At 73.4% G+C, this 21455-nt stretch carries 20 protein-coding genes; 11 read left to right on the forward strand and 9 right to left on the reverse strand.

Annotated features, from left to right (window positions below; all coding sequences use genetic code 11):
• Positions 1-53: 53 nt before the first annotated feature.
• Together PIJ49_RS08570 and PIJ49_RS08575 are read left to right on the forward strand one after the other, a co-directional pair.
• Positions 54-614, forward strand: coding sequence for an RNA polymerase sigma factor (locus PIJ49_RS08570; protein WP_066656163.1), 561 nt, complete (start codon positions 54-56; stop codon positions 612-614).
• A complete protein-coding gene (locus PIJ49_RS08575; protein WP_271826341.1) occupies positions 611-1486 on the forward strand; it encodes a hypothetical protein in 876 nt (291 codons plus the stop codon). Before PIJ49_RS08570 ends, PIJ49_RS08575 begins: the two co-directional genes overlap by 4 nt.
• Before the next feature lie 145 nt (positions 1487-1631).
• Here PIJ49_RS08575 and PIJ49_RS08580 read toward each other — a convergent pair whose 3' ends face one another.
• From PIJ49_RS08580 to PIJ49_RS08605, 6 genes are all read right to left on the reverse strand, one after another.
• Positions 1632-3896: an FdhF/YdeP family oxidoreductase gene (locus PIJ49_RS08580; RefSeq protein WP_209685966.1), complete on the reverse strand. Its 2265-nt coding sequence runs from the start codon at positions 3894-3896 to the stop codon at positions 1632-1634.
• A 38-nt stretch (positions 3897-3934) separates the two neighbouring features.
• Positions 3935-4801, reverse strand: coding sequence for a formate dehydrogenase accessory sulfurtransferase FdhD (gene fdhD, locus PIJ49_RS08585; protein ID WP_209685856.1), 867 nt, complete (start codon positions 4799-4801; stop codon positions 3935-3937).
• Positions 4802-4907: 106 nt separating this feature from the next.
• Complete coding sequence (locus tag PIJ49_RS08590) at positions 4908-6104, reverse strand: molybdopterin molybdotransferase MoeA (protein WP_271826342.1); 1197 nt, start codon at positions 6102-6104, stop codon at positions 4908-4910.
• The gene (locus PIJ49_RS08595) at positions 6101-6433 is read right to left on the reverse strand and encodes a DUF6457 domain-containing protein (RefSeq protein WP_271826343.1); all 333 of its coding nucleotides are present in this window, start codon (positions 6431-6433) and stop codon (positions 6101-6103) included. Before PIJ49_RS08595 ends, PIJ49_RS08590 begins: the two co-directional genes overlap by 4 nt.
• 4 nt (positions 6434-6437) lie before the next feature.
• Positions 6438-7046, reverse strand: coding sequence for a molybdenum cofactor guanylyltransferase (mobA, locus tag PIJ49_RS08600; RefSeq protein WP_271826344.1), 609 nt, complete (start codon positions 7044-7046; stop codon positions 6438-6440).
• Between the two features lie 28 nt (positions 7047-7074).
• The gene (locus PIJ49_RS08605) at positions 7075-9126 is read right to left on the reverse strand and encodes a glycosyltransferase family 39 protein (RefSeq protein ID WP_271826345.1); all 2052 of its coding nucleotides are present in this window, start codon (positions 9124-9126) and stop codon (positions 7075-7077) included.
• Between the two features lie 203 nt (positions 9127-9329).
• Here PIJ49_RS08605 and PIJ49_RS08610 point away from each other — a divergent pair, with 203 nt between their 5' ends.
• Positions 9330-10586 carry an endo-1,4-beta-xylanase gene (locus PIJ49_RS08610; protein WP_271826346.1) on the forward strand — a complete coding sequence of 419 codons (1257 nt, stop codon included), beginning with the start codon at positions 9330-9332 and terminating at the stop codon, positions 10584-10586.
• Positions 10587-10702: 116 nt separating this feature from the next.
• Here PIJ49_RS08610 and PIJ49_RS08615 read toward each other — a convergent pair whose 3' ends face one another.
• Entirely contained in the window at positions 10703-11008 is a 306-nt protein-coding gene (locus PIJ49_RS08615) for a putative quinol monooxygenase (RefSeq protein ID WP_066656138.1), read from the reverse strand.
• A gap of 302 nt (positions 11009-11310) precedes the next feature.
• On the opposite strand from PIJ49_RS08615, the gene PIJ49_RS08620 reads away from it, so the two are divergent.
• Genes PIJ49_RS08620 through PIJ49_RS08630 form a run of 3 tightly spaced genes read left to right on the forward strand, consistent with a single transcriptional unit; the run spans position 11311 to position 14671 of the window.
• The gene (locus tag PIJ49_RS08620) at positions 11311-12678 is read left to right on the forward strand and encodes an MFS transporter (protein ID WP_066656135.1); all 1368 of its coding nucleotides are present in this window, start codon (positions 11311-11313) and stop codon (positions 12676-12678) included.
• A complete protein-coding gene (locus tag PIJ49_RS08625) occupies positions 12675-13517 on the forward strand; it encodes a sugar phosphate isomerase/epimerase family protein (protein WP_235426371.1) in 843 nt (280 codons plus the stop codon). The genes PIJ49_RS08620 and PIJ49_RS08625 overlap by 4 nt, the downstream gene beginning before the upstream one ends.
• Positions 13514-14671 carry a Gfo/Idh/MocA family protein gene (locus PIJ49_RS08630; RefSeq protein ID WP_271826347.1) on the forward strand — a complete coding sequence of 386 codons (1158 nt, stop codon included), beginning with the start codon at positions 13514-13516 and terminating at the stop codon, positions 14669-14671. The genes PIJ49_RS08625 and PIJ49_RS08630 overlap by 4 nt, the downstream gene beginning before the upstream one ends.
• A 56-nt stretch (positions 14672-14727) precedes the next feature.
• Here PIJ49_RS08630 and PIJ49_RS08635 read toward each other — a convergent pair whose 3' ends face one another.
• Positions 14728-15981 (reverse strand): glycosyltransferase, encoded by a 1254-nt coding sequence (locus tag PIJ49_RS08635; protein ID WP_066656131.1) that lies wholly within the window; start codon positions 15979-15981, stop codon positions 14728-14730.
• A gap of 50 nt (positions 15982-16031) precedes the next feature.
• Here PIJ49_RS08635 and PIJ49_RS08640 point away from each other — a divergent pair, with 50 nt between their 5' ends.
• Genes PIJ49_RS08640 through PIJ49_RS08650 form a run of 3 tightly spaced genes read left to right on the forward strand, consistent with a single transcriptional unit; the run spans position 16032 to position 18794 of the window.
• Positions 16032-17036: an NAD-dependent epimerase/dehydratase family protein gene (locus PIJ49_RS08640; protein WP_271826348.1), complete on the forward strand. Its 1005-nt coding sequence runs from the start codon at positions 16032-16034 to the stop codon at positions 17034-17036.
• A complete protein-coding gene (locus tag PIJ49_RS08645) occupies positions 17029-17856 on the forward strand; it encodes an MBL fold metallo-hydrolase (protein WP_271826349.1) in 828 nt (275 codons plus the stop codon). The genes PIJ49_RS08640 and PIJ49_RS08645 overlap by 8 nt, the downstream gene beginning before the upstream one ends.
• The gene (locus PIJ49_RS08650; protein WP_271826350.1) at positions 17853-18794 is read left to right on the forward strand and encodes a 3-oxoacyl-[acyl-carrier-protein] synthase III C-terminal domain-containing protein; all 942 of its coding nucleotides are present in this window, start codon (positions 17853-17855) and stop codon (positions 18792-18794) included. Before PIJ49_RS08645 ends, PIJ49_RS08650 begins: the two co-directional genes overlap by 4 nt.
• Before the next feature lie 181 nt (positions 18795-18975).
• Here PIJ49_RS08650 and PIJ49_RS08655 read toward each other — a convergent pair whose 3' ends face one another.
• Positions 18976-19434 (reverse strand): DUF4383 domain-containing protein, encoded by a 459-nt coding sequence (locus PIJ49_RS08655; RefSeq protein WP_271826351.1) that lies wholly within the window; start codon positions 19432-19434, stop codon positions 18976-18978.
• Between the two features lie 214 nt (positions 19435-19648).
• Here PIJ49_RS08655 and PIJ49_RS08660 point away from each other — a divergent pair, with 214 nt between their 5' ends.
• Complete coding sequence (locus PIJ49_RS08660; protein WP_271826352.1) at positions 19649-20569, forward strand: ABC transporter ATP-binding protein; 921 nt, start codon at positions 19649-19651, stop codon at positions 20567-20569.
• On the forward strand, positions 20566-21423 hold the full coding sequence (locus tag PIJ49_RS08665; protein WP_271826353.1) for an ABC transporter permease subunit: 858 nt from the start codon (positions 20566-20568) through the stop codon (positions 21421-21423). The genes PIJ49_RS08660 and PIJ49_RS08665 overlap by 4 nt, the downstream gene beginning before the upstream one ends.
• Positions 21424-21455: the final 32 nt, after the last annotated feature.

Below are 21455 nucleotides of genomic sequence, written 5' to 3' on the forward strand. Positions count from 1 at the left end.
CGCGCGACACGCCGAGCCGGGAACCGATCGCGTCGGTGCGGACACCACCTGACATGAACCAGATCACGGGGGACCGGGCCGACTGGGCCCTGAGCCTCGCGGGGGACGGGCAGGCCTTCGGCAGGGTCTTCGACCGGCACGCCGCGAGGCTCCGGCGACATGCCGTCGGCCTCGTCCCGGCAGCAGCACCGGCCGACGCGGACGACGTCGTCGCGATGACCTTCCTCGAGGCCTGGCGGCGCCGTGACCACGTCCGCTTCGTCGACGACTCGCTCCTGCCGTGGCTCCTCGTCACGGCGACGAACACCGCGCACAACGTCACCCGGTCGGCGCACCGGCACCGGGCGTTCCTCGGCCGGTTCCCGGCGCCCGAGCCGGCGCCCGACCCAGCGGAGCAGTTCGGCGACGGCGGTGCGGTCGCGGCCATGGGGCGGCTGTCGCTCGACGACCAGCGCGTCCTGACCCTCTGCGTGCTCGAGGGACTCAGCGAGCGCGAGGCGTCGGCGGTGCTCGGCGTCGCCCCCGGGACCGTCAAGTCCCGACTCCACCGGGCGAAGGCCCGGCTCCACAAGCGGTACACAGCCACAGCGGAACCCCTCGGAGGCGCACTGTGAACGACGACTTCTCCCCCCGCCTGACCGCCATGCGCGACGCGCTCGTCGCGGAGGTCGACCGGTCCGGCACCCCCGGCACCGCTCCCGTCCCTCGTCGCCGTCCGACCCGGGGCGCGGTGCTCGCTGTGCTCGCAGCCTTCGTGGTCGGCGGTGGGCTGACCGGCGGGCTGACCGCGGCCGCGCTGCCCGGAGCCGACCCGGACGCCGCCGTCGAGACCCAGCTGGCGACGTCCGCGCGGTACCAGGTGGAGGAGAGCAATCACGCGACGGTGCTCGGGACCCCGACCTTCCTCGTCACGCACGGCGACCGGACCATCACGTTGGACGACCGACCGCGCGGTGCCGACGCGATCACGGTGTCGTGGACGTGCCTGGACCGGGCGGACCTCCGGGTGGCGGTCGACGGGACGCGCGTGGACGTCGGCGACCCGTGCCTGCCCTCGACCGAGGACGTCATCCGCACGCCGTGGAGCATGACCCCGGCGGACGACGCCGGAAACCCGTCGGTGACGCTGTCGAGCTCCGGGTCGGCGCGGTACGCCGTCTGGGTGTCGTGGGTGCAGCGGGCGACGATCGCCGAGCCGTCGCCGCAGCAGGACGCCGAGACCGACGACGGGGTCGTCACGTTGCAGGAGTACACGACGGCGTTCAACCGGCTGCAGGCGTGCATGGCGCAGGCCGGCCACCCGATGGCCGTCGTCCCGCTCACGTACGCCGCGGACGGCCTGTCGAGCTCGACACCGGGCGGCGACGGGCCCTGGTACCGGTACGGCATCGCGTCGGAGAGCATCGAGGTCTACGACACCCAGTGCTACCCGCGCGAGTTCGAGGCCGTCGACACGATCTGGCAGGGCGAGCACCCGGAGCCCTGACCCGGCACCGCGACGGACGGGAGGCACGGTGCCGGCTGGCACCGTGCCTCCCGTCCGTCAGCGGCGCGCGTTCCGCGACGTCGCGGCTGTCGAACGACAGCGGTCTCGTCGCAGGACGCGTGTCACGCGCCGCCGCCCGCGTGCCTCACACGCCCGCGGGCACCGCCACCCGCGTGAGCCGCACCGGCACGGCCTTGGACACCGGCGTGTTGCTGCCCTTCGCCGCGCTGTCGAGCGGCACGAGCACGTTCGCCTCGGGGAAGTACGCCGCCGCACACCCGCGAGCACTCGGGTACGCGACGACCCGGTAGTCGCGCAGCACGCGCTCGACGTCGTCGTCCCACACCGTCGCGACGTCCACCCGGTCGCCGTCCTGCAGCCCGAGCTCGACCAGGTCGTCCGGGTTCACGAAGACGACGTGGCGGCCCTTCTTGATGCCGCGGTACCGGTCGTTCAGGCTGTAGATCGTCGTGTTGTACTGGTCGTGCGACCGCAGCGTCTGCAGCAGCAGGGTGCCCTCGGGGCGCTCCACGTGCTCGAGCTCGTTCACGGTGATCATCGCCTTGCCGGTCTTCGTGGCGAAGGTCCGGGAGTCGCGGGGACCGTTCGGCAGGACGAAGCCCTCCTTGCTCGCGGCGCGGCGGGAGTAGTCGTCGAAGCCGGGGACGACGTGGCTGATGTGGTCGCGGATCACGTCGTAGTCGTCCCGCATGCCCTGCCAGTCGACGGCCACGCGGTCACCGAGGGTGGCCTTCGCGAGCTCGCAGACGATCGCGACCTCGGACAGCAGCCCGGGGGCGACCGGCGGGACCTGCCCGTGGCTGCCGTGCACGGAGCACACGGTGTCCTCGACCGAGACGAACTGCGGGCCCGCGGCCTGCACGTCGATCTCGGTGCGGCCCATCGTCGGCAGGATCAGGGCTTCTTCGCCCACGACGGCGTGCGACCGGTTCAGCTTCGTCGACACCTGCACCGTCATCTCGGTGCCGCGGAACGCCGCCTCGGCGAGCTGGCTGTCGGAGATCGCGGCGACGAGGTTGCCGCCCATCCCCATCCAGAACTTGATCTCGCCGCGCTGCATGGCCGTGATGCCCTTCAGCGCGTCGACCCCGTGCTCGCGGGGCGGCTCGAAGTGGAACTCCTCCGCCAGGGCGTCGAGGAAGCTGTCCGGCATCTGCTCCCAGATGCCCATCGTCCGGTCGCCCTGCACGTTGCTGTGCCCGCGGATCGGCGAGGCGCCGGCGCCGGGTCGGCCGATGTTCCCGCGGAGGAGCAGGAGGTTGATGATCTCCTTGATCGTGTCGACGGCCTTGGTGTGCTGCGTGATGCCCATCGCCCAGGTGATGATCGTCCGCTCGGAGCGCATGTAGCGCTCGGCGAGCTCGTCGATCTCCTCGGTGGTCAGGCCGGTGGCGCGGAGGACCTCGTCGTCGTCGACCCGCAGGACGTGCTCGACGAACGCCTCGTACCCGCTGGTGTGCTCGGCGATGAAGGCGTGGTCGACGACCGTGCCGGGGGCGGCGAGCTCGGCCTGCACGACGCGCTTCGCGAGCGCCTGCAGCAGGGCCATGTCGCCGCCGAGCCGGATCTGCACGAACTGGTCGGCGATCTCGGTCCCGCGGCCGACGATGCCCCGGACCTTCTGCGGGTTCTTGTAGCGCTTCAGGCTCGACTCGGGGAGCGGGTTGACGGCGACGATCTCGGCGCCGTTCTCCTTGGCGTCCTCGAGCGCGGTGAGCATCCGGGGGTGGTTCGTGCCGGGGTTCTGGCCCATCACGATGATGAGCTCGGTCTCCTCGAAGTCGTCGTAGGCGATGGTCGACTTGCCGATGCCGACGACCTCCGCCATCGCGAGGCTCGTCGACTCGTGGCACATGTTCGAGCAGTCGGGCAGGTTGTTCGTGCCGAAGGCACGGACGAAGAGCTGGTAGACGAAGGCCGCCTCGTTCGAGGTGCGCCCGGAGGTGTAGAACGACGCCTGGTCGGGGGAGTCGAGCCCGTTCAGCTTGTCCGCGATGATCCCGAACGCCCGCTCCCAGCTGACCGGCTCGTAGTGGTCCTTCCCCGCGGGCTTCCACACGGGTTCGGTGATGCGGCCCTGCTGTCCGAGCCAGTACTCGGTCTTGTCGGCGAGGTCGTGGACCGAGTGCTCGGACCAGAACGTGCGCGGCACGAGCAGCGGGGTGGCCTCCCACACGACCGCCTTTGCGCCGTTCTCGCAGAACTCGGCGGTCTTGCGCTTGTCCGGGTCCGGCCAGGCGCAGCTCATGCAGTCGAACCCGCCCTTCTGGTTCAGGTTCAGCATGAGCTTGGCGGTGCGGGCCACGCCCAGCTGCTCGATCGCCGGGGCCATCGAGTGCAGGACGCCGGGGACGCCTGCGGCCCACTCCTTCGGTTCGCCGACCGTCATCTCGGCGTCGGTCACGTCGTCCTTCGGGGGCTGTTCGGTCACGGTGCGCTCACGGTCTCTCGAGGGGCTGGTGCTGGTTCGGTGATGCGTTCGGAGCGGCTGTAGACGACCATGCTCTGGCCGCGCAGGAAGCCGACGATCGTGATGCCGACCTCCTTCGCCAGGTCGACCGCGAGCGACGACGGCGCGGACACGGCGGCGAGCACCGGGATCCCGGCCATCGAGGCCTTCTGCGTCAGCTCGAAGCTCGCCCGGCCGGAGACCATGAGGACCGTGCCCCGCAGGGGCAGCCGTCCTTCCTTCACGGCCCACCCGACGACCTTGTCGACGGCGTTGTGCCGACCGACGTCCTCGCGGAGCACGAGCATCCGCCCGCTGGCGCCGTCGAACAGCGCTGCGGCGTGCAGGCCGCCGGTCTTCTCGAACACGTCCTGGGCCTCGCGCAGCCGGTCGGGGAACGTCGCGAGGAGCGCCGGGTCGAGCACGAGGTCGTCGTGCAGGACGCTGTGCTGCGAGGTCGTGCGCACGGCGTCGATGCTGGCCTTGCCGCACAGGCCGCACGAGCTCGTCGTGTAGAACGCGCGCTCCAGGCTCGGGTCCGGCGCGGGGACGCCGAGTGCGAGCGTCACGTCGAGCACGTTGTAGGTGTTCAGCCCCTCGTCCGTCGCCCCGGCGCAGTACCGGGCGGCGGCGAAGTCGTCACCCCGGGCGATCACGCCCTCGGACACCAGGAACCCCGCGGCGAGGTCGACGTCGTTGCCGGGCGTCCGCATGGTGATCGCGAGCGAGTTCCCGCCGACGCGGATCTCGAGCGGCTCCTCGACGGCCAGCAGGTCGTCGCGCACCGACCGGGACGTCGCGACGGTGATGCGGGTGACGCGCTTCCGCGCCGTGATCCGGCTCATGCTCCGGGTCTACCACCCGTGCCCGGCACCCGCCAGGGCGGTGCGGTTCCCGCACGCCGTCCTGTGGCGGTCCTCAGGCCCGCCGTCGGACCGTCCGGTGCGCCCGTCAGCACCACGGCAGCCGGACGGGAGGCACGTCCTCGCCCGCCACGCCGCCGCCGGCCGGGACGACCAGCAGTCCGTCCGCGTCGGCCAGGCCCCGGAGCATCGCCGAGGTCTGGTGCGACGCCGGGACGGCGCCCTCGGGCGTCGCGCGGTACGCGAGCACCAGCGCGCCCGGCCGGTCGTTGGGCACGTCGACCGCGAGCCGCACCCGTCCCACCGGCTCGAGCGGTCGCCCGAGCAGTCCGGCGACGAGCGGTCCACCGAGCAGCACGAGGCCGACCATCGCGGCCATCGGGTTGCCGGGCAGGCACAGGAACACCGTCGGGCCGCGGCGGGCCAGCAGCATCGGTCGTCCCGGACGCACGTCGACCCGGTCGACGAGCAGCTCCGCCCCGATCCGGGCGAGCGCACCGCGGACGTGGTCGGTCGACGAACCGGCCGTGCCGCCCGTGCTCACGACGAGGCGCTCGCGGGCGGCGTCGAGCACGCGGGCGGTGGTGTCGGGGTCGTCCGGCACGCGGTCAGCGGCGACGGGGTCGGCACCGAAGGTCCCGAGCACCGCGGGCAGGGTGTGCGAGAAGACGTCGCGGACCTGTCCGGGTCGTGGGACCCCGGCACCGACGACCTCGTCGCCGAGCACCGCGACCCGGGCGGTCGGGGCCGGCGCGACGCGCACGTCGTCGACCCCCGAGGCGGCTGCCAACGCTGCACGCGGAGGCGTGAGCACCGTGCCGCCGGTGAACAGCACCTGGTCCCGGGTGACCTCCTCGCCCGCCGGCCGGACGTGTCGTCGGGTGGACGGCGTGTGGCGGACCAACCGGCCGTCGTCGTCGACGGTGGCGTCCTCGGACCGCACCACGGCCGCCGTGCCGGGCGGGACGGGTGCCCCGGTCGTGATCGGTCGGGCGTGCCCCGTCGTCAGCGGCGCGCCGGAGGGGACCGCTCCGGCGACGATCGGCGCGCCGAGCACCCACGGCCCCGGCCCCGCGACGGCCCACCCGTCCATGGCTGCGCCGTCGTGCCCGGGGACGTCGCCGCGGGCGGCGAGGTCGCCGGCGAGCGTCCGGCCGAGCGCCGACGCCAGGTCGAGCCGGACGGATCCGGCTCCCGGGTCGGCGGCGGTGTCGGCGGCGAGGCGGACGCCCTGCCGGTGTGCCTCGTGCCGGGCGTCGGACCAGGACGGCAGGACCAGCGTCACCGGGCGTCGGACCCGGTGGTGCCGTCGGTCCGGCCCGTCTGCTCGGGTCCGTCCGGGCCGTCGGTCGTGTCCGGGGTGTCCCCGTGCGCGAGTGCGAGCCGTGTCGCGGTCGCTGCGGCGTCGGCCAGGTCCGCCTCCGACCCGCCGCGGAGCCCCGCGGCGTACCCGACCAGGAAGGTGGTCAGCGGGGCAGCCGGACGGGCCACGCCGTGGGCGGCGTCACGGGCGAGGTCGAGCACGACGTCGCGGTCGAGCGCAGAGCCCTGGGGGAGGCCGAGCGCCTCGGCGAGCTCGGCGGTCCAGGCGGCGAGGACGTCGTCAGTGGTCATGCGGTCAGTCAAGCAGCCGGGCGTCCGCCGTGGCCCGCGTGGCGTCCTCCGGTTCGTCCACGTCCGCACAGAGTGCGGCGGGCAGCGGGACCTCGACGAGCCGGAGGCCGTCGGTCAGCCGTCGCACCGCCGCGCCGGTCGGGTCGCCGAGCGCCCGGACCGCGGCGCGCAGCGCGTCCGAGCGGTACAGCGCGAGCAGGTGCTGGCGACGCCCGTCCTCGTCGACCGCGACGACGCCGTCCGTGTCGTCGGGTGCCGTGCCGGCGGCGTCGAGCAGCAGCGCGGCCGCCGGCTCCGGGCGCACGAGGTCGCACGCGAGCACGAGCGTCCACGGCGCGGGGTCGGCCACGGCGGCGAGTCCTGCGGCGATCGCGGCGACCGGCCCGCCGAGGGGCGGGTCCTCGCGCGTGTGCACGACCCCGGCGGGTGCACCCCGTCCCGCCCGCAGCCCGACGAGCACGGTCCGACGAGCGCCGGCGGCCGCGGCGACGGCGTGGTCGGACAGTGCGACGCTGCCGGCGACGAGGGCGGTCTTGTCGATCCCACCCATGCGCGTCGCTCGGCCGCCGGCCAGCAGGACGGCGTCGTGGTGCGGTGCGGTCGGGGAGGTCATGCCTGCACCGTAGCCGGACGGCCCGGGGTCAGGAGCAGCGCTCGAGCGCGAAGGACTGGAGTGCGTCCCACTGCGACGGTCCCTGGCCCAACGCGGGGCCCCACCGGTGCAGGACGCGGCACCCGAGCGCGGTCGTGGCCTGGCGCACCGGGTCCGCGGCGCGTCCGTCCCGTGCGACGAGGAACAGCCGTTCCCGACCGGAGTGCACCATCGACTCGATCTGCGCCGCGGAGAACACGGCGACCTGACCGGAGAACCCGCCGTCGGTCAGGACCTCCTTCCCGGTGGCACCGATCACGTCCGACGCGACCCGCCACGAGTCGGTGAGGAACAGCGGGGCGCCGTCCCGCCCGCCACCTGCGCGCTCGGCGTCCCGCACCAGTTCGGCGTCCGCCGTGGGCAGGCCCTGCCCAGCGCCCCACGGGTCCGGTGCCGAGACGGTGAAGGGAGCGTCCTCGGTCGCCTGCCCGACGCGGCGGGGACCGCCTCGGCCCGGCGCCGACACCCGCTGCGACCGCGCAGCGTCCCACGTCGCAGCGTCCTGTCGCACCCCGACCGACGCGTCGCCCCGGTCACCGTCGCGAGCGGCGTCGAGCGCCTGCAGGGAGAAGCACGCGGGCCCGAGCACGACCGCGGCGACGAGCAGGGCCCCCGCGGTCCGGCGCCCCGCCCCGCCCGGCGCTCGTCCGGTCGCCGCCGACCCGGACCGACGGCTCCGGACGGCGAGCACGACGAGGGCGGCGGCGGTCGTGCCGACGGCGACGGTCGCGAGCAGTGCCGGCTCTGCCGAGGTGCGTGCGAGCCAGGTCCACCAGGCGCCCTGCAGGACGAGCAGCCCGGCGGGGACGAGCCGCAGTCGGCGGTCCGGCGCGTCCGCGAGCCGGGCGGCTCCCCACCAGCCGAGGGCGGCGAGGGCGGCGAGCTGCACGCCGATGCCCGCGACGTAGGCGGTGTGCGGCAGGTGCATGACGGACAGGACCGCCACCGCGGTCGCCAGCCAGACGACCAGCGTGCACAGCGTGGCGGAGGGGACCCGGGCCTCCCGGACGGTGCGTCGCGGCCACCAGCGGAACGCGCCGAGCACGATCCCGGCGAGCGCAGCGGGCCACGACCACCCGACCTGCGAGGCGTAGCGGGGGGAGAACAGCTGCAGGAGCGGGTGTCCGGCCGCGTGGCTGACCGCGAGCGACCACCGGTCCGCGGCCGCGTCACCCGCGGTCCGCAGCGCACTGACGGCGCCCGGCCAGGCGCCCGGCAGGAACCGGTCGACCCCGTTGTAGCCGAAGACCATCGCGAAGACGCTGTCGTCGGTGGAGCCGTCGACGAACGGGTGGTCGGCCGTCGGGAGCAGGGCGACGACGACCGACCAGCCGAGGCTCGCGACCAGCGTCGCCGACACCAGGGCGGCGAGGTGACCGGCGGCTCGACGCCAGCGCGGACCCGGACCGGCGGTCGCGACGAGGGTGCCGACCACCAGCGCCGGCAGGACCAGCCACGCCTGCAGCATCTTCGCCTGGAACCCGATGCCGACGAACAGTCCCGCGAGCAGCAGCGGCCACCAGGTGCGGGTCAGGGCGGCGCGTTGCCACCACACGAGGGCGACGGCGAGCGCAGCGGTGAGCAGGCCGTCCTCCATCGGGTGGCCGAACATCGACACGAAGATCGGGGTCGCGGCGGTCAGCGCGGCCGCGACCAGACCGGCGCGGGCCCCGAGCCAGCGGAGCACGACCACCGACACCGCCAGCGTGGTGACGGCGCCCTCGACGACCTGCGGCAGGCCCAACGCGGCCGCGGACATGCCGAAGAGGTGCACGCTGATCGCCTGGGGGACCGCGAAGCCGGCGAGCTTGTCGAGCGTGACGGTCGCATCCGGGTCGAAGGAGCCCGAGAGGAAGGCCGGCAGGGACTCGGACATGGACCGGACGGCGCTCGCGTAGAAGGACAGGTCGCCGCCGCGGCCGAGGTTCCAGCTCGTGAGCACCGCGCCGAGCACCACCACCAGGGTGAGGGTGGTCTGCTCCCACCGGCTCTGGTGCCACCACCGGGCCGGGCGTTCCGCGGCCGCGTCGATCGTCGTCATGCGGTGACTGTCCCGCCGCAGTCGATGGAGCAGCCGTGCGGAGCCGCCCGGGGGCAACGGATCCGTTCAGCCAGGCCCCCAGGGAACCGCGGTCTCCGGACGACGGTGGGGTCGGGGCTGTCGCGTCCGCCGAGCACCGGCTATGTTCGGCAGCACAACAAAACCGGACGACGGTGGCGACGCGGCCGCCGGAGGAGCAGCCCATGGTCGAGCACGGAGTCCAGCACGAGTCGGTCGCGCACCGCACCGGCGAGACGGTCCTGACGGTCGTCGACCACCACGGCGCACCGCTGCCGGACGTCGAGGTCGCCGTCGAGCAGACCCGGCACGCCTTCGGGTTCGGCAACATCGGGTTCGACTTCGTGGAGCTGGCGAACGACGAGGTCGACGGTGCCGGACGGGAGCGCCTCGAACGCCTCGCCGACCTGTACGCCGACGTCTTCACGACCGCGACGCTGCCGTTCTACTGGGGTCGCTTCGAGCCGGAGCGCGGGCGCCCGGACACCGCTCGACTCCGGCGCACCGCGGAGTGGTTCCGCGACCGGGGGATCGCGCTCAAGGGGCACCCGCTCGTCTGGCACACCGTGCAGCCGGACTGGCTCCTCGGGCTGCCCCTCGACGAGGTCGAGCAGCTGCAGCGGGAGCGCATCCGCCGTGACGTCGGCGACCTCGCCGGGCTGGTCGACACGTGGGACGCGATCAACGAGGTCGTCATCATGCCCGTGTTCGACAACGGCGACAACGCCATCACCCCGCTCGCCCGGGCGAAGGGCCGCATCCCGACGATCCGGATGGCGTTCGAGGAGGCCCGCGCCGCGAACCCGCACGCGACCCTGCTGCTCAACGACTTCGACCTGTCGAGCGCGTACGAGTGCCTGATCGAGGGCGTGCTCGAGGCCGGCGTGCAGATCGACGCCATCGGGCTGCAGACCCACATGCACCAGGGGTACTGGGGTGAGGAGACGATGCTCGCGATGGTCGACCGCTTCGCCCGGTACGGCCTGCCGCTGCACCTGACCGAGACCTCGCTCGTGTCGGGTGACCTCATGCCCGCGGACATCGTGGACCTGAACGACCACGTGGTGGACTCGTGGCCCTCGACGCCCGAGGGTGAGGCCCGACAGGCGGACGAGGTCGAGCGGCACCACCGGAGCCTGGTCGGGCATCCCGCGGTCGAGGCGGTCACCTCCTGGGGCATCACCGACGCGGGCGCCTGGCTCGGCGCGCCGATCGGGCTGGTCCGCGAGGACGGGACGCCGAAGCCGTCGTACGAGGCGCTCCGTCGCCTGGTGAAGGACGAGTGGTGGACCGGGCCGACGGTGCTCCGCACCGACGAGCGCGGGCAGGTGCGGGTGCGCGGGTTCCGGGGGGAGTACCGGGCCGAGGTGCGGGGCGCGTCGGTAGCGGTCACCGTCGGGCGCGAGCCGGCCGAGCAGCGGGTGGTCGCGTCCGCGACGTGACCAGCGGCGGACGGGAGGCGCGGTGCGGGTCCGTCCCGTGCCTCCCGTCCGGTGTCGCCCCCGGTCCCGCGCCGCGCGGTGCGGTGCCGTCGGGACCGCGGCGCGGCCCTGCGTGCTCAGCCCAGGTCGAGCGTCCGGCCGAACGTCCGCGTGACGGGCGGCGCGGCGACGATCGCGGCGAGGGCCCTCGGGGCACCCTCGTCGGTCGCGCGCCAGGCGACGTAGGCGTCGTGGTCGGCGGGCGTCGTCCACCGCTCGAGCACGACGAGGTGCAGCGGGTCGGAGTCGTCGACCAGGACCTCGAGCGACTCGTTGCCGGCGAAGGTCGCCGTCTGGGCGAGGGTCTCGCGGATCGCGGAGTCGATCGTGTCCTGCGCGACGTCGTCTCGCAGCTGGACCTCGAGGAGGACCGTCTGGGTCATGTGCGTGCCTTTCGTCAGGTGCTCGTTCTCGGCACCCGTCCGTCGGGTGCCGAGTGCGCCAACGTCCGGGTGACCCGTGGTGTTCCGCAGCCCGACGGAGAAGTGCAGAACGCAACGTCGGCGACTGCTCGCAGCGGCAGGGCGCTGCGGGGAACCGCCGGAGTTGCGCGTTGCGGGCTCGACGCCGACACATGTCGAGAAGAAAGCTTCCGGAGGAAGGTTTTCGGTGTTACTGTCCTGATCACCTAGCAGCACTAGGTATTCGAGAGGGCACGCCGCCCCCGATGGCTCGAGGAGGAGTCATGTCGACACCGACGTCGAAGGAAGAACCGCAGTCCGGTCTCGCCGGTACCGCGAACCCGCCGGTCACCGCGGCCGCGGGAGCCACGAGCACCGACCCCGCAGCCGCATCGCGTGCGTTCTCGGTCGAGGGCCTCACGCAGAACGTCAGCACCGTCCGGGTCGGCCCGAAGTACCTCTGGGCACTCAGCCTCGCCCAGTTCGGCCTCTTCGCCGCCCTGCTCACTCCGGTGTTCGTGGGCATGGCGATCAAGGCGACGGTGCTGAACCCGGACAGCCCCGAGACGATCGTCGGGTCGGTCCTGCCGTTCGGTGCCCTCGGCGCCCTGCTCGCCAACCCGCTGGCGGGGGCACTCTCCGACCGCACCCGCACGCGCTGGGGTCGCCGTCGGCCCTGGATGGTCGGTGGCGTCGTCGTCTTCGTCGTCGCGCTGGCCTGGCTCGCGTTCGCGCCGGACGTCCTGCAGCTCACCATCGCGTGGGTGCTCGCCCAGGTCGCCGCGAACGCCGTCCTCGCCACCCTGACCGCGAGCTTCGCGGACAACGTGCCCGAGTTCCAGCGCGGCAAGGCGTCGAGCGTCATCGCCCTCGCGCAGAACATCGCGATCCTCGCCGGCCTCTACCTCGCCGTGTACCTGGTCGGGAACCTGCCGGTCCTCTTCATCGCGCCGGGCATCCTGGCGATCGTCGTGATCCTCGTCTACGCGGTCGTGGCCCGCGACGAGCTCCCGGCCACGACCAAGCCCTTCAGCTGGGTCACCCTGATCGCGTCGTTCTGGACGAACCCGATCAAGCACCCCGACTTCGGGCTCGCCTGGTGGGGCCGCTTCCTCATCACCTTCGGCACGTTCATGTTCACGACGTACCGCGTGCTGTACATGCAGGAGCAGATCGGGATCGAGGACCTGGCCGAGGCCACCGCCACCGTCGCGTTCGGTGTGCTCCTGTACACGGTCGCCCTGCTCGTCAGCGCCGCGGTCTCGGGCTGGGTGTCCGACCGCGTCCGACGCCGCAAGGTCTTCGTCTGGGGTTCCACCGCCCTCACCGCGGTCGGCCTGGTGATCCTCGCGCACGTCGACAGCGTCGGCGGGTTCTACTTCGCGGAGATCGTGCTCGGGTTCGCCTTCGGCATCTACGCAGCGATCGACACCGCGCTCGTCGTCGACGTGCTGCCCGACCCCGAGCGTCCGGGCAAGGACCTCGGTGTCATCAACATCGCCAACGCCCTGCCGCAGTCGCTCGCCCCGGCGGTCGGCCTGTTCCTGCTGGGCCTCGGCGGCGGCCAGAACTACACGCTCATGCTCTGGGGTGCCGGCGTCGCCGTGCTCCTCGGTGCGCTCGTCATCCTCCCGATCAAGAAGGTCCGGTGACCACCGTGGCACCCCGCATCTCCCTCCAGCTCTACACGGTCGACAAGGCGCTGGCGCCCGACCTCGACGGCGGCGTCGCCCGCCTGGCCGGCATCGGGTTCGACACCGTCGAGGCGTTCGCCTTCGTCGGCCGCGCAGCCGAGCTCCGGACGGCGTTCGACGCGCACGGCATCAGCGCCCGCACCGGCCACGCCTTCCTGGTCGAGGAGTCGATCCCGCTGCCGGACGGCACGGTGATGACCGCCCCGTCGCACGCCGAGACGTTCGCCGAGGCGTCGGCGCTCGGCATCGAGATCGTCATCGACCCGTTCGTCGGTCCCGACCACTGGACGACCCGCGAGGGCGTCGAGCGGGTCGCCGCCCGGCTGAACGCCGCCGCCGAGGAAGCCGCCGTCCACGGCCTGCGCGTCGGCTACCACAACCACGACCACGAGCTCCGGCCGCGCATCGACGGGAAGCCCGCGCTCCAGGTGCTCGCCGAACTGCTCGACCCGCGCGTCGTGCTCGAGCTCGACCTGTACTGGGCGTCCGCCGCGGGCATCGACCTCGTGCCCTTCGTCGAGGAGCTCGGCGACCGCATCGTCGCCGTGCACGTCAAGGACGGCCCGATGCGCGAGGGGATCTCCACCGCGCAGGTGCCGACCGACCAGACCCCGGCCGGCCAGGGCGACGTCCGGCTGGCCGAGGCGCTCGCCGCAGCACCGGCGCTCGAGTACGCCGTCATCGAGTTCGACGGCTTCGACGGGGAGATCTTCGACGGGGTCGAGCAGTCGTACCGCTGGCTGCAGGCCGCGCTCGCCGGGTCGGACGAGACCGCCACCACGGGGGTGTCCGCATGACCCGCACCGGCCGCGTCGGCGTCGGCTTCATCGGCGCCGGGATGATCAGCGAGCAGTACCTGACGAACCTCACGACCTTCCCGGACGTCGAGGTGGTCCGGATCGGCGACATCGACACCGAGCGCGCCGCGGCGTCGGCGGCGAAGTGGGGCATCCCCGCGTCGGGCACCGGCGACGAGGTCCTCACCGACCCCGACGTCGAGATCGTCGTGAACCTCACCCTGCCCGCCACGCACGTCGAGGTCTCCACGGCGGCACTCCGCGCCGGCAAGCACGTCTGGAGCGAGAAGCCGATCGGCGTCGACCGCGAGAGCGCCGCCGGACTCGTGGCGCTCGCCGACGAGCTCGGCCTGCGTCTCGGCATCGCACCGGACACCGTCCTCGGCACCGGGTGGCAGACCGCGAAGCGCGCGATCGAGGCCGGCGCGATCGGCACCCCCCTCACCGCCGTCACGAGCTTCCAGTGGCAGGGACCGGACGTGTTCCACCCGAACGCGTCCTTCCTCTACGCGAAGGGTGCCGGCCCGCTGTTCGACATGGGCCCGTACTACTTCACGGCGCTCGTGCACCTGCTCGGCCCGGTCGCGTCCGTCGTGGCGACGGGGTCCCGGTCGCGCGAGACCCGGCAGCTGGTGGTCGGTCCGGACGCCGGGCAGGAGTTCCCGGTCGAGGTCCCGACGCACCTCTCGGTGCTCACGTCCTTCGAGCAGGGCGGGAACGCGCAGTCGCTGCTGTCGTTCGACACCCCGCTGTTCCGGCACGGCGTCTTCGAGGTGAACGGCACCGAGGGCACGATCGTGCTCCCGGACCCGAACACCTTCGGTGGCGGACACCCGATCCGCATCGCACGACCGCTCGGCACGGACGTGTCGTTCCCGATCGAGCAGGCGTGGGAGACCCTCTCCGACGAGGAACCGACGGTCGGCCGCGGCCTCGGCGTGCTCGACATGGCACGGGCGATCCGCGGGGGCGGTGCGCACGTCGCGACCGGCGAGGTCGGGTACCACGTGCTCGACACCATGGTCGCGGTCGAGGAGTCCGTCGCGCGCCGCGCGTTCGTCGAGGTCGCGTCGACGGTGGCGCCGATCGCGTCGCTGCCCGAGGACTTCGACCCGCTCGCCGCGACCCTCGAGGGTGCGTCCGCCACGGTCTGAGCGGCCACACGACGGTCTGGAGGCTCGGCGCCGGTCGGCACCGAGCCTCCAGACCGTCACGTGGTGCGGGACGGCCGCAGGACGCTCGCGTAGACCGCCACCAGCTCGTCGACGCGCTGCTCGACGCGGCCGCGGGCCGCGACCAGCGCGGCGCTCGCCCGCACGAGCTGCTCCGGCTCGTCGTGGAGCCGTCGGACGACCGACGCGATCCCCGCGGCGTCCGGCGTCGGCGTCGTGAAGCCACCGCCGTCGGGGACGACCTCGGCGAGGTCCGGGTCGCAGTGCACGACGGGCAGGCCGGTGGCGACGGCCTCGAGCATCACCATCGGCTGGTTGTCGAAGTCGGAGGAACTCGACACGAGCACGTGTGCACGGCGCATGGCGGCGAGGACCTCGTCGTGCGGGGTCGAGCCGTGCAGCCGGACCGGGGTGCCGGCCGCTGCCCGGGCGACCGCAGCACGCGCGACGCCGTCGCCGAGCACGTCGACCACGGTGCCGGGTGGGAAGGAGCGGGCAGCCTCGACCAGGACCTCCGGACGCTTCTCGGGCGACAGGCGCCCCACCCAGAGCACCCGGAGCGGCTCGTCTGCGGTCCTGGTCCGGACGGTCGCCGGTCCGATCGCGTCGAGGACCGCGGGCTCGATGCCGTTCGAGACGACCGACACCGGGGTCCGGACGCCCCGGTCGACGAGCTTGTGGGCGAAGTGCCGCGACGGGACCACGACGTGGTCGCTCGCCCGGGACTGCGCGAGCATGACCCGCCACATCCGCCGCGCCGTCCGGGTCCGGGTGTACGGGGTGTCGGCCGCGACACGGACGCCCCGGCGGGGGACCTGCGTCGCGTGCAGGAAGGCGAGCAGCGCGGTCGTGACGGCGGGCACGGGCAGGACGTTCCGCGTGTAGACGTCGATGCGGCCGTGCATCGTGTGCACCACCGGGATGCCGAGGTCCTGCGCGGCCCGGATCCCGCCGAGCGCCGCGAACATCTCGGAGTGGGTGTGCACGACGTCGACCCGGCGTGCGGCGAACTCGCGGCGGAGCAGGGCGCGGAGGCGACGCGGGGACCACGCGAAGGGGTAGCCGTCGGGGCGGAACACGGGGGAGACGGGCAGACCGACGACGGCCGGCACGGTGGCGGTGCCGGGTGCCTGCGCCGTGCCCGCCGAGTGCGCGGGGCCCGCCGGGTCGTCGGGACAGAAGACCGTGACGTCGTGTCCCGCTGCCGTGAGGGCCTCGGCCAGGGAGCGCACCGCCGTCTGGACGCCCCCGAGCGTCGGCAGGTAGTAGTCGGTGACCAGCGCGATCCGCACGCCCCGAGCCTAGGGCCGTCGGCTCCTGCCGGGCTCGTAGGATCTGGGGCATGGGGGGAGCAGGCACCGGGGAGCGCGCGCTGGTCACGGGGGCGAGCGGGTTCGTCGGCGGTCACGTCGTGCGGACCCTGCGCGAGCACGGCTACCGCGTCACGGCGTCCGGTCGGCGGGCATCGGCGCTGCCCGCCGGGGACGTCCACGTCGGCGACCTCGACGACCTCGCCCGCGCGGACGTCCCCGCCGACGTCGTCGTGCACTGCGCGGCGCTCAGCTCGCCGTGGGGCTCGTGGTCGGCCTTCGAGCACGCCAACGTCACCGGGACCGCCCGGGTGCTCGAGTACGCACGTCGCGTCGGGGCGCGGCGGCTCGTGCACGTGTCGTCGCCCGGCATCTACGCGGCACCGCGCGACCGGCTCGACATCCGTGAGGACCAGGTCGACCCGAGCCGCCCGATGAACCACTACATCCGCTCGAAGCTGCACGCCGAGGCGCTCCTCCGCGCCGCGACCGGCGACCCCGACGGACCCGAGATCGTCGTCCTGCGGCCGCGCGGCGTCATCGGTGCGGGCGACACCGGACTCGTCCCGAGGCTGCTCCGTGTGCACGAACGGGTCGGCGTGCCCCTCCTGCGCGGCGGACGCGGACTCGTCGACCTGACCGCCGTCGAGAACGTCGCGCACGCCGTCCGGCTCGCGGCCGAGGTGCCCGGGGCCGCCGGGCTGGCGTTCAACATCACGAACGGGGACCCGCGTCCGTTCGTCGAGCTCCTCGACCAGCTGCTCACCGGACTCGGGGTCCGGCCGCGGCACCTGCACCTGCCGGCCGGGCCGGTGTCCGCGCTGGCCACCGTGCTCGAGGCCGTGTGCACGGTGCTGCCCGGGCAGCCCGAGCCGCCCATCACCCGGTACACGGTGACGACGATCACGCACTCGCAGACCCTCGACCTGACCCGGGCCCGGCAGGTGCTCGGCTACCAGCCGGTCGTCGGGCTCGACGAGGCACTCGCGAGCTACGCGACCGCCGGCCGGCGCGTCGGTGGGCAGCCGCGTGGCTGAGCGCCCGGTCGGTACCCTGCGCGCCGCCGCCTGCGGGTGGACGACCCACGACGTGCACGGTCTGCTCCGCGGTGCACCCCGTGGCCGTCGGGTCTTCCCCGCGAACGTCTTCCACTGGTCCGGTCCGGACCGCTCCGTGCTGTTCGACACCGGGTACGCGCCCCTGCCGTGGCGCACGGGTGCCGCCGGGTGGCTGTACCGACGCCTGCTCCCGCCCGTCGTCCCCCCGGGCAGCACACTCGCCGACGCGATCGACACGGACGACGTCACGCACGTCGTCCTGTCGCACCTGCACCCCGACCACGTCGGCGGGCTGGCTGCCGTGCCGCACGCGCGGGTGCTGGTCTCCGAGGGCGTGGCCCGGAGCGCCGCCCGCCCGCGGGTGCTCGCCGGGCAGCTGCGGGGGCTGCTGCCCGCGGGGCTCGTCGACCGGCTGCAGGTCGTCCCGGACAGCGCCTTCGGCCCCGCCCCGACCGGGCCGCTCGCCGCGGTCGGTCTGTCGACGGCCGACCCGTTCGGCGACGGTCGCACGCGGCTCGTCCGGCTGCCCGGGCACGCCGACGGGCACCTCGGCCTCCTGGTCGAGGACCGTGTGCTGCTCGCGGGCGACGCTGCCTGGAGCCGCGACCTGCTCGGACGCGAGCGCGACCTGCGCCTCCTGCCGCGTGCGGTCGCCCACGACGCCCGATCGCAGCGCGACACCGCCGAGCGCCTGCTCGCCCTCGAGCGCGCAGGTGTCAGACTGCTGTTCAGCCACGACGAGCACCGGACCGGGGTGGACCTGCTCGTCGACGACGACGAGGACCGAGGGGGACCATGAAGCACTGCGCCATCGCCGGGTGGGGGACGGCACTGCCGGACCGGACGGTCACCTACGGCAGCGGTGCCCGCACCGTCACCCGGTACCGCATCGCCGACGACGTGTCGCACCTCGACATGCTCGCCACGGCAGCGTCCCGGGCCGTCGCGCACGCCGGCATCGACGCCGCCGACCTCGACCTCGTGATCGCCGCCTGCGCCGCCGGCGTGCAGCCGATCCCCTGCACGGCGGCACTCGTGACGGAGCGGGTCGCGCCCGACGCCCGAGCGGCCGCGTTCGACGTGAACTCGACGTGCACGAGCTTCATCACGGCACTCGACATCGCCTCCCGCTACCTGGAGGACGGCGACCACGACCGGGTGCTCATCGTCTCCGGGGACGTCGGGTCACGCTTCCTCGACCCGGGGCAACGGGAGTCCGCCGAGCTGTTCTCCGACGCTGCGGCCGCGGTGGTGCTGACGCGCGGCGACGGGACGCAGGGGGTGCTGTCGGCGCTGCAGCAGACCTGGCCGGAGCACGCCCACGACACCGAGCTCCGGGGCGGCCTGTCCCGGTACCCGGCGCAGCAGTACGCCGACGGCGACCCCGCTGACTACCTGTTCGACATGCACGGCCGGCGCGCCCTGACCGGGATGCTCCGGGTCCTGCCCGGGTTCTTCGCGCGGTTCTGGGAGCGCAGCGGTCTCGGGCTGGACGACGTCGACCTGGTCGTGCCGCACCAGGCCAGCGGCGCGATCGGGCTCGCGATGCGCCGGCTCGGGATCCCGACGGACAGGTACGTCGACGAGGTCGCGGCGTTCGGGAACTCGGTCTCGTCGTCGGTGCCGTTCATGCTCGCGCGGTGCCTCGACGACGGTCGGCTCCGGCGCGGAGACACCGTGCTGCTCTGCGGGACGGCTGCCGGCCTGACCGCGAACGCCCTCGCGCTGCGCCTCTGACGCGCGCGAGGTCAGCGTTGCGCCTCTGGCGCGCACGCGCTCTGCGCTGCGCCGGGTTCCCCGGGGACACGACGACGCCCCCGCCGCTGCTGCGGCGGGGGCTTCCGATGACCCCTGATCCCCGGGGAGGTCACCGCTGGTCCGGTGGACCGCCCAGCACCGGGCGGTCCACCGGGGTCGGTCAGCGGGTGGTGCGTCCGGCGCGGGGCAGGAGCACGCCGAGGACGATCATCGCGACGGCGAGGAAGGCGTGCAGGACGTTGTCGGCGCTGTTGAGCGGGACGAAGTTCGCAGCCCCGGCCATGCCGGCGACGAAGAGGCCGAAGACGAACAGCACGGCGTAGACGATGCCGCCGATGAGCAGGTACGAGCGCGACCCTGCGGCGGAGCGGGCGGCGAGGATGCCGACGATGCCGAACAGCAGGTGGACGATGTTGTGCAGGGCCGACACCTGGAACAGGCCGAGGAGCATGGCCATCGAGCTGTTGCCGGCGAAGGACATGGTGCCCATGTCCATGGTCAGGCCCGGGATGAAGCCGGCGACGCCGACGATGAGGAAGACGACGCCGAAGAGCAGTGCGCCCTTCTGGACGAGGGTCGACGCGAAACCGGTACGGGGTGATGCTGCGTTGCTGGTCATGGTGCGGTCCTTCCGAATGCGTTCCACGACGGCGTCTCCGGGTCACCGCGCAGGGGCAGCGTCGTCGTCGTACAGGGGTTTCGGAGCAGGTGCGCAGCCGGATTGGTGCGCCGTCCGGGTGTCCTTCCAGCGCGGCGTCCTCCTCCGGGATGACCCCGGGTCTCCGCCCCAGGGGGGACGCGCTCGACGGTGTCCCGGAAATAGCGTGGACCACGTGATCGAGATCGAGCATCTGTCCAAGCGCTACGGCGCCAAGACCGCCGTCGACGACATCTCCTTCGTCGTCCGTCCCGGCAGCGTCACCGGCTTCCTCGGGCCGAACGGCGCCGGGAAGTCCACGACCATGCGGATGATCATGGGCCTCGACACGCCCACGTCCGGACGCGTCCGGGTGAACGGCCAGGACTACCGGTCCTTCCGCGACCCGCTCCGCCAGGTCGGCGCGCTGCTCGAGGCGAAGGCCGTCCACTCCGGGCGCAGCGCGTACAACCACCTGCTCTCGCTCGCGGCGACGCACGGCATCCCGAAGTCCCGCGTGCACCACGTGATCGAGCTCACCGGCCTCGAGTCGGTCGCGAAGAAGCGCGTCGGCGGGTTCTCCCTCGGCATGGGGCAGCGGCTCGGCATCGCGGCGGCACTGCTCGGCGACCCGAGGACCCTGATCCTGGACGAGCCGGTCAACGGCCTCGACCCGGACGGCGTCGTGTGGGTGCGTCAGCTCGCCCGGCACCTGGCGTCCGAGGGACGCACGGTCTTCCTCTCCAGTCACCTCATGAGCGAGATGGCGCAGACGGCCGACCGCGTGGTCGTGCTGGGCCGCGGCAAGGTCCTGGCCGAGGCCCCGATCGCGGAGTTCGTCGCGGGCAGCGGACAGGGCGGCGGCGCACGGACCCTCGTCCGGACCCCGCACCCCGACCAGCTCTTCGATGCCGTGGGATCAGCGGCGTCGTCGATCACCCCGCGCGAGGACGGCGCCTTCGTGGTCGTCGGTCCCGACGCACAGCAGATCGGCACCATCGCCGCCCGTGCCGGCGCGGTGCTCCACGAACTCACCCCCATGGGTGCGAGCCTCGAGGAGGCGTACATGGCCCTCACGAAGGACGAGGTCGAGTACCAGGCGGAGGTCGCACGATGAGCGCCGCGACGGCCACCGCGCTGCCCGACCGCGTCGGACTCGGGTTCGGTCGACTCGTCCGCAGCGAGTGGATCAAGTTCCGCAGCATCCGGTCGACGTGGTGGTGCTACGCCATCATCGTCGCGCTGACCATCGGGCTCGGTGCGCTGCTCGGGCTCTACGCGCCGATCGTCGGTCTGCCCGAGGGCGCCGAGGTGACCCAGACGGTCGCGAACGCCCAGATCGTCAACCTCAGCATCTCGTCGGTCGGCTTCACCGTGCTGGTCGCCGCGGTCCTGGGCGTCCTCATCATCACGGGTGAGTACGGCACCGGGCAGGTCCGCTCGACCTTCACGGCCGACCCCGGGCGCACCGGTGCGATCCTCGCCAAGGCCGTCGTCCTCGCCGTGGCCACCTTCGTGGTCAGTGCAGCGGCGACGTGGATCGGGGTCGTGCTCGTCGCGCTGTTCCAGGCGGACAAGGGCGTGCACGCCGACCTGGCCGACCCCGCGGTCTTCATGCCGATCCTCGGTTCGTCGGTCTACGTCACGGGGATCGCACTGCTCGCCTTCGGCATCGGCCTCCTGGTCCGGTCGAGCGCCGGTGGCATCGCGATCGCGCTCGGCGTGCTGCTCGTCCTGCCGATCGTGCTGCAGCTCTTCGCGGGGCTGGTGGACCAGCAGTGGCTCCTCGATGTGTCCCGCTTCCTGCCCGACCAGGCCGGCAGCCAGCTCTACACCTACGAGCGGTCCGCGGGCCAGCCCGCACCCGAGGGCGTCGTGCTGAACGGTTGGGCTGGCGGCGGGGTCCTGGCAGCGTGGGTCGTCGCGATCGGTGTCCTCGCCCTGGCCGCGGTCAAGAAGCGCGACGTCTGACGACGAGCCGCGCGGCCCGCGAGGCGGGGCGT

The organism is Curtobacterium uvaldense (genome assembly GCF_028307415.1).
Lineage (GTDB): Bacteria > Actinomycetota > Actinomycetes > Actinomycetales > Microbacteriaceae > Curtobacterium.

Excerpts from the sequence above, each read along its gene's own strand:
- PIJ49_RS08665 (WP_271826353.1), top strand. The coding sequence starts at position 20,566 with ATGAGCGCCGCGACGGCCACCGCGCTGCCCGACCGCGTCGGACTCGGG.
- mobA (WP_271826344.1), bottom strand. The coding sequence starts at position 7,046 with ATGACCTCCCCGACCGCACCGCACCACGACGCCGTCCTGCTGGCCGGC.
- PIJ49_RS08605 (WP_271826345.1), bottom strand. The coding sequence starts at position 9,126 with ATGACGACGATCGACGCGGCCGCGGAACGCCCGGCCCGGTGGTGGCAC.
- PIJ49_RS08580 (WP_209685966.1), bottom strand. The coding sequence starts at position 3,896 with ATGACGGTCGGCGAACCGAAGGAGTGGGCCGCAGGCGTCCCCGGCGTC.
- PIJ49_RS08615 (WP_066656138.1), bottom strand. The coding sequence starts at position 11,008 with ATGACCCAGACGGTCCTCCTCGAGGTCCAGCTGCGAGACGACGTCGCG.
- PIJ49_RS08595 (WP_271826343.1), bottom strand. The coding sequence starts at position 6,433 with ATGACCACTGACGACGTCCTCGCCGCCTGGACCGCCGAGCTCGCCGAG.
- fdhD (WP_209685856.1), bottom strand. The coding sequence starts at position 4,801 with ATGAGCCGGATCACGGCGCGGAAGCGCGTCACCCGCATCACCGTCGCG.
- PIJ49_RS08655 (WP_271826351.1), bottom strand. The coding sequence starts at position 19,434 with ATGACCAGCAACGCAGCATCACCCCGTACCGGTTTCGCGTCGACCCTC.
- PIJ49_RS08610 (WP_271826346.1), top strand. The coding sequence starts at position 9,330 with ATGGTCGAGCACGGAGTCCAGCACGAGTCGGTCGCGCACCGCACCGGC.
- PIJ49_RS08620 (WP_066656135.1), top strand. The coding sequence starts at position 11,311 with ATGTCGACACCGACGTCGAAGGAAGAACCGCAGTCCGGTCTCGCCGGT.
- PIJ49_RS08570 (WP_066656163.1), top strand. The coding sequence starts at position 54 with ATGAACCAGATCACGGGGGACCGGGCCGACTGGGCCCTGAGCCTCGCG.
- PIJ49_RS08640 (WP_271826348.1), top strand. The coding sequence starts at position 16,032 with ATGGGGGGAGCAGGCACCGGGGAGCGCGCGCTGGTCACGGGGGCGAGC.
- PIJ49_RS08630 (WP_271826347.1), top strand. The coding sequence starts at position 13,514 with ATGACCCGCACCGGCCGCGTCGGCGTCGGCTTCATCGGCGCCGGGATG.
- PIJ49_RS08650 (WP_271826350.1), top strand. The coding sequence starts at position 17,853 with ATGAAGCACTGCGCCATCGCCGGGTGGGGGACGGCACTGCCGGACCGG.